The organism is Chromatiales bacterium 21-64-14 (assembly GCA_002255365.1).
In the GTDB taxonomy this organism is placed as follows: domain Bacteria; phylum Pseudomonadota; class Gammaproteobacteria; order 21-64-14; family 21-64-14; genus 21-64-14.
In genome coordinates, this window is sequence record NCBI01000043.1 from 22,301 (window position 1) to 28,320 (window position 6,020).

Below are 6,020 nucleotides of genomic sequence, written 5' to 3' on the forward strand. Positions count from 1 at the left end.
CGTACTGCGATGTCTATCATAGTACATCAGTATACGTACGGCGTAGCGACCGCAGCCCCCCTTGGCCTTCCACTCCCGGGGCCTGCAAGGATCTCGGCACACCCCTCCCGCCTAGCACTTCGACCGTCCGGATCCAGGGTATCGGACATCCCGTGGGGAACGTTTTGGGGGTAGGTTATTTGTAACAAACCTGTTTTTTAATGTTTCACAGCGTGTTACAAGCTGTGTTCGGTGGCCCTCGGCGCCCGCTGGATCGTCCTCCTGGGGCCGAATCCATGAGCCTGACCGCCAGCCGCGCGCACTGCCGGGGCGAGGCGTTCAAGACCTGGGTGTTCGTCATGCTGCTGTCCTGGAGCCGCCACCAGTATACCGAGCTGGTGCGGGATCAGAGCGTCGAGACCTGGCTGGGTTGTCACCGGCGCGCCTTCGAGCACTTCAACGGCGTGCCGTCAAAAGTCATTATCGACAACCCCCAGTGCGCCATCACCAAAGCCTGCTATCACGATCCGCAGGTGCAGCGCTCGTACGCCGACTATGCCGAAGGCTACGAGTACCTCATTTCCCCCTGCCCGGTGGCCGGATCCGCAGAAGAAGTCCCGAGAGGCAGCAGTTGGATGCCTTGGTGGAAACCCTCCACGGCCTGAAAAGAACGCAGCTTAATGGTGTGGTACTCATTTATCGCGCCATTAAATGGCGCGCACTTTGACAAATCGCGCCATAACGGCTAGTGTTTTGGCATGAATGAACACATACGTGCCAAAAGAAGGTGAAGGATGCCAAAAAAACTCCCAGAAGATTTGAACGCCAGGGTAGAAACCGAGATTGCCCGTCATCCGGATGGAATTGGCATTGACGACCTGCATGCCTCCCTAGTCGATATCGTCAGCCGACGCACCCTGCAACGTCGATTGGCTGACCTGGCGGACCAAAAAAAGATCGTTCCGACCGGCAAGGGGCGCGGCTTGCGTTACCGCCGGCCCAGTATCATCGAAAAAAATATCACCGAGCGGCTTCACGTGACGGATGAGATCAGCGCCGAGATTTACGTCCCCGTTTCCCCTGCAGGCCAGAAAATTCTCGACTATGTCCGCCAACCCCTCCAGCGTCGCAAGCCCATTGGCTATGATCGTGAATTACTGGAGGCGTATCGTCCCAACGAAACCCGCTACCTCTCGCCGGAAATTCGCGAACACCTGAACAACATCGGCTGTTCCCCCGATGGCGAGCGTCCGACAGGCTGCTATGCGCGCGATATTCTGGGTCGTTTGCTGATCGACCTGTCTTGGGCATCGAGCCGGCTCGAAGGGAACACCTATACCCGTCTCGACACCCAGAATCTGATCGAGTTGGGCCAAGCGGCCGCAGGCAAGGATCGCCGCGAAGCGCAGATGATCATGAATCACAAGGCCGCCATCGAGTTGTTGGTTGAGCAGGCCGAGGACATTGGCTTCAACCCATTCACCTTCTTCAACCTGCACGCGCTGCTATCGGAAAACCTGCTCGCTGACCCGAACGAGAGCGGGCGGCTGCGCCAGCGCATCGTCGAAGTCAGCGGAACGGTATTTCATCCCCTCAGCATCCCGCAGCAGATCGACGCCTATTTCCGCATGATCCTGGCCACGGCCGACGCTATCGAAGACCCATTCGAGCAAGCTTTTTTCATCATGGTTCACATCCCATACTTGCAACCGTTCGTGGACGTGAACAAGCGGGTGTCCAGGCTTGGCGCCAACATTCCGCTCATCCGACGAAATCTCTGTCCGCTTTCTTTCATTGATGTCCCCGAACGGGCCTATGTGGAAGGTACTCTCGGCGTGTATGAGCTGAAGCGGGTGGACCTCCTGCGTGACGTGTTCGTGTGGGCCTACGAGCGTTCCTGCCAACGCTACATGGCCATCCGCGATACCGTCGCCGATCCCGATCCCGTGCGCCTGCGATACCGCGAGGCGCTGATTACCATAGTGAGCGAAATTGTGCGCGGCCAACAGTCTCCGGATGAAGCGGCCGTGCACGCTGTGGCGGACACATTGGTGCCGCGAGAGGAGTTGGCGCGCATCATCAAACTGGCACTGGATGACCTCAAGGATCTTCATGAGGGCAACATCAGCCGTTACCGGCTGCGTCTGTCTGAATACCGCGCGTGGCGGCCGATGCAACAGGCTGGCACGTCATGATTTTAACGGCGGTGCGCCGCCGATTGCAGAACACGAAGAGCCAGCCACAGAATGGATCGACCTGCAGCTGCACCCGGCAGATCCGCGCCAGACCATCAATGCCAGCGCGAAAGTCGATGCTCGCCACCGCCTCCAAAATGCGCATCCGCGCACAGAGCTGGATTACAAGGGACCCCAACCCGACCGGCACAATTGCAGCACCATCTCGGCGGCGGCGCCCGGCGCCAGCTCCAGTTGCAGCCGCTGACCCGCGGGCCTTGCAGCGATACACGGCATCCGCCCGAACTTGCCGGCAACACCCCGGTCACCTCGCTGAACTTCATCGGCTTCACTTGCGGCGGTCGTCTCGCCTCATCGCGACCTGGGGCAACCAACCCGCCACTCGTCCGTTTGAATTTGTTGCATTCCAGGCCCAGTGCGCGCGCCGTCACACACACCGCGCCGCTGCGCCACGCCGCCGACCACAGCGCGTCGGGAAACGCTATCCCGCGCGCATGACTCCCCCGCCGCGCCACCCGCTCGTCTCGCCATCCCTTGCTCCCATCACCGTAAATCCGTGTGGGCACCACACTATCAACCCGACCGGACCCCAGTCATGCACGCTCACCGGAAGGACACGCCGCCGCAGCGCCTTGAACGGGGGCGTGCGCCACTGGCCGGTCTGCTCGGCGTTTCCGAGGAAGGCGGGAGTCACGAAGCGGACCGTGTACTTGAGTGGTTTCATGATTCGCTCCCCGAGGGTTGCGTCATGTTGTCCGATATCCAATGCCGGCGCTCGGCCGGCAAGCTTGTAGGCCAGCCGGCCAGGCTCCAATCATGGCCTGATTGCGGACGCGGATCTGGACATTTACTATACACATCAGGAGGTGTATGCCATGCGTATCAATATCGTGCTCGATGAACAGCTCATCGCCGAGGCGATGCGCCTCGCCGGGGCCAAGACCCGGCGCGAGATGGTGGACCAGGCGCTGCGGGAGTATGTCGCCCGCCACCGCCAGCGGGAGATCCTGGGGCTTGCCGGTCAGGGCTTGATCGCCCCGGACTACGACGTCCGCGCGGTGCGCGCGGGGATGGCCGATGGTATTGGTTGATTCGTTGGTGTTCCCCACGAAGGTGTAGACCATGAGCGCGATGAGCGTGCGGTCCCGAAGGCCGGCCGATGTGCCGGTGTCGATGCTGTCGAGGAGCTCGCGGGTCTCGTCGGCCGAGAGGACGGGCGTCTTGCCTTTGCTGACGATGTGCTCGGGTCCCCGGATGGCGCCGCGAGCGTCTCCTGCAGTTCCTCGATGTAGGTCGCGATGTGGACCGGTCGGACCGCGCCGAGCTGGGTGATCCCGTGGCGCTCGAACCAGCCGGCAAAGGCGGTCACGGCCCGGGCGTAGGCCTTGCGGGTGTTGGGATTCCGGAGATTGGCGGTGAAGAAATCGAGAACACGCTCGGCGGTCGATGGATTCGGGGCGAAGAGCGCCGGTAAAGCGAGGGACGTGCGTGGACGCCGAATCAGCGCGGAGCTCTTGTCGGTTTGAATAGCTTGACGCCGGCCTTCCTGGCCGCGTGTCGCAAGTCCTCATCCAAGGTGGCGAGCGGCAGCGCCGCCCGCAGTGCGAGTTCGAGATACGAGGCGTCGTAAGCCGAGAGTCGATAGCGCCGCGCCAGCTGCAACGTACCGCCCAGGGCCTGCGCCGACGTGTCGGCGTCGACGTGGATCGGCGTGGCCTGCAACATCTCGAGGAAGGCCTCACTCTGCGCTTCATTCAACTGCCCCTTGGCTTCGCCCCGGGCCAGCACGTTGGCAATCTCCAGTCCCCAGGTCATCGGCACTGCCGCCGCGGACGTGCGCGCTCGCAGAGCCGCGAGCACCGAAAATACGTAAGCCGCCTCCCGCGCAGCGGCGTCTCCTAACAGCCAGGAAAGCGTCACCGAGGCGTCGAGGACAAATTTCACTCTCTGCCTTCCTCGATCAATGCCCGGACATCAACCTTCGCCCGCACCGGGTTCTCCTTGATGAAGGCGAGGAATTTATCGATCGCTGCCGCTGCGTCCTTCGACTTCTGAGCGCTGCTCGGCACCAGATCAGCAATGGGCCGACCACGATTGGTGATCGTGAACTGCTTGCCGGCTTGAACCTGCCGCAACAGCTCTGGCAGCTTGGTCTTGGCCTCGTAGGCGCCGATCTCGGTCTTCATGCGACGCGGACTCCATAGTGGACTAGGCTATAGACTAGTCTATCACAGATAAAAGCCACTGCCGTGGCCGAACTATATTACGCAATAGAACAGAAACGCGGTCCCGACCAAACACCGAGCCGCTCAACGATCATTAAGGACATTAACGCGACGCTGTTCATCAACGAGGTGAAGCATTTTGACGACCGGAACTGCGAATTCATCAAGTTCGACGCCGAGGAGTGCGCATTGGGGGCCATTCTGAAGGCGATCACGGACTACAAGACGCTCACCGGCGATGTATCCGCTGCCATGAAGGCGCTTTTGGGCTGGACCTGTCAGAACCTTGACGCCTAGACGATTATGGAACGTGGCAAGCTGCTCGAAGACGAGTTTGGCGATTGATGTCTATCGGGTAGCTGGACGACGCTCCCGACAACGACAACGAGCCTCCCGAGGCGGACAAGGCCAACGAGGCTTGATCCTTCGGCCCGCCGCCTGCGTGCGGCGCTGGAATTCCATTGGTGTTTGCCGGCAAGCTGCCGGGCCGCGTCGCACTGTCAAGGCTAGCGCTTCGCGCCACCCCGCTGCCATGCCGCCCAAAACAGTCCACATAATCGAGCAGTCTACATAAGGCCGAAACTCGGTTGGCTGCGCTACCGCCACAGCCGGGACGTGCTGGGCGCGGTGAAGAACGTCACCATCAGCCAGTCCTGCGGCAAGTGGTTCGTCTCGATCCAGACGGAACGGGAGGTCGAGCAGCCCATTCCCCAAGGCGGGGCAGTCGGCATCGACATGGGCATCGCCCGCTTCGCCACCTTGAGTGATGGCACGTTCTACGCCCCGCTCAACAGCTTCAAGCGGCACGAGACTGCGTTGCGCAAGGCGCAGCAGGCGATGAGCCGCAAGACCAAGTTCAGCAACAACTGGAAGAAGGCGAAAGCCCGCGTCCAGCGTATCCACTCCCGAATCGGTACCGCCCGCCGCGACTACCTGCACAAGACCACGGCCACGATCAGCCAAAACCACGCGATGGTGTGTATCGAGGACTTGCAGGTACGGAACATGTCCAGGTCGGCGGCAGGCACGCTCGATGCGCCGGGAAAGAATGTTCGGGCCAAGTCCGGACTGAATAAGTCCATCCTCGATCAAGGCTGGCTCGAGTTCCGCCGCCAACTGGATTACAAGCTGGCGTGGAACGGCGGCTGGCTCATTGCCGTGCCGCCGCAGAACACGAGCCGCACCTGCCCGTGCTGTGGCCATGTGTCGGCGGCCAACCGCCGCACACAGGAGCGGTTCGCCTGCGTCGAATGCGGCTTCGAGGAAAACGCCGATGTGGTCGGCGCGATCAATGTCTTAAGGGCGGGACACGCCCGGTTCGCCTGTGAAGTGAGCGGTGCGGTCATGCCGCCAGCAGCAGGAACCCACCGAAGCGACTCATCCTGGATCGATGCCGGGATGAGCGCCGTAGGAATCCCCCGACTTTAGGCGGGGGAGGATGTCAATGCTGGGAGCATTGCTGCCGCTTCAGGTAGTCTACGGTCGCCTGCTGAACGAGAGCGTCCGCGGCGTCGCTCATGTCAGAAGATCAATCCCGCTCGTACGCCAGCGCCAGAGCGCCAGCCACCGCTCGCAGGCGTTTGTCCCGCGTCCAGAACCGCGTTACACCGCCCAATGTCAC

Annotated in this window: 7 protein-coding genes and 3 pseudogenes; 5 read left to right on the top strand and 5 right to left on the bottom strand. The window is 61.5% G+C overall.

Going from position 1 to position 6,020, the window contains the following annotated elements; translation table 11 throughout:
• Positions 1-308: 308 nt before the first annotated feature.
• Both B7Z66_13780 and B7Z66_13785 read left to right on the top strand, forming a co-directional pair.
• Positions 309-572, top strand: a pseudogene (locus B7Z66_13780) (hypothetical protein).
• A 201-nt stretch (positions 573-773) separates the two neighbouring features.
• Entirely contained in the window at positions 774-2,174 is a 1,401-nt protein-coding gene (locus B7Z66_13785; protein OYV75215.1) for a cell filamentation protein Fic, read from the top strand.
• On the opposite strand, the gene B7Z66_13790 is transcribed toward B7Z66_13785, so the two are convergent.
• Both B7Z66_13790 and B7Z66_13795 read right to left on the bottom strand, forming a co-directional pair.
• The gene (locus B7Z66_13790) at positions 2,104-2,319 is read right to left on the bottom strand and encodes a hypothetical protein (protein ID OYV75216.1); all 216 of its coding nucleotides are present in this window, start codon (positions 2,317-2,319) and stop codon (positions 2,104-2,106) included. The two genes, B7Z66_13785 and B7Z66_13790, sit on opposite strands and share 71 nt — an antisense overlap.
• Positions 2,320-2,655: 336 nt before the next feature.
• Complete coding sequence (locus tag B7Z66_13795; protein ID OYV75217.1) at positions 2,656-2,898, bottom strand: hypothetical protein; 243 nt, start codon at positions 2,896-2,898, stop codon at positions 2,656-2,658.
• Positions 2,899-3,049: 151 nt separating this feature from the next.
• On the opposite strand from B7Z66_13795, the gene B7Z66_13800 reads away from it, so the two are divergent.
• Entirely contained in the window at positions 3,050-3,265 is a 216-nt protein-coding gene (locus B7Z66_13800; protein OYV75221.1) for a DUF2191 domain-containing protein, read from the top strand.
• 18 nt (positions 3,266-3,283) lie between these two features.
• Here the strand turns inward: B7Z66_13800 and B7Z66_13805 are convergent.
• The 3 genes and pseudogenes from B7Z66_13805 to B7Z66_13815 all read right to left on the bottom strand — a co-directional run bounded on the left by B7Z66_13805 (position 3,284) and on the right by B7Z66_13815 (position 4,360).
• Positions 3,284-3,675, bottom strand: a pseudogene (locus tag B7Z66_13805) (integrase).
• Complete coding sequence (locus B7Z66_13810) at positions 3,675-4,118, bottom strand: VapC toxin family PIN domain ribonuclease (protein OYV75218.1); 444 nt, start codon at positions 4,116-4,118, stop codon at positions 3,675-3,677. Before B7Z66_13810 ends, B7Z66_13805 begins: the two are co-directional and overlap by 1 nt.
• Positions 4,115-4,360 (bottom strand): prevent-host-death protein, encoded by a 246-nt coding sequence (locus tag B7Z66_13815; protein OYV75219.1) that lies wholly within the window; start codon positions 4,358-4,360, stop codon positions 4,115-4,117. Before B7Z66_13815 ends, B7Z66_13810 begins: the two co-directional genes overlap by 4 nt.
• 63 nt (positions 4,361-4,423) lie before the next feature.
• Here B7Z66_13815 and B7Z66_13820 point away from each other — a divergent pair, with 63 nt between their 5' ends.
• Positions 4,424-4,696 carry a hypothetical protein gene (locus tag B7Z66_13820; protein ID OYV75220.1) on the top strand — a complete coding sequence of 91 codons (273 nt, stop codon included), beginning with the start codon at positions 4,424-4,426 and terminating at the stop codon, positions 4,694-4,696.
• Positions 4,697-4,963: 267 nt separating this feature from the next.
• A pseudogene (locus B7Z66_13825) lies at positions 4,964-5,827 on the top strand (cytosine methyltransferase).
• Positions 5,828-6,020: the final 193 nt, after the last annotated feature.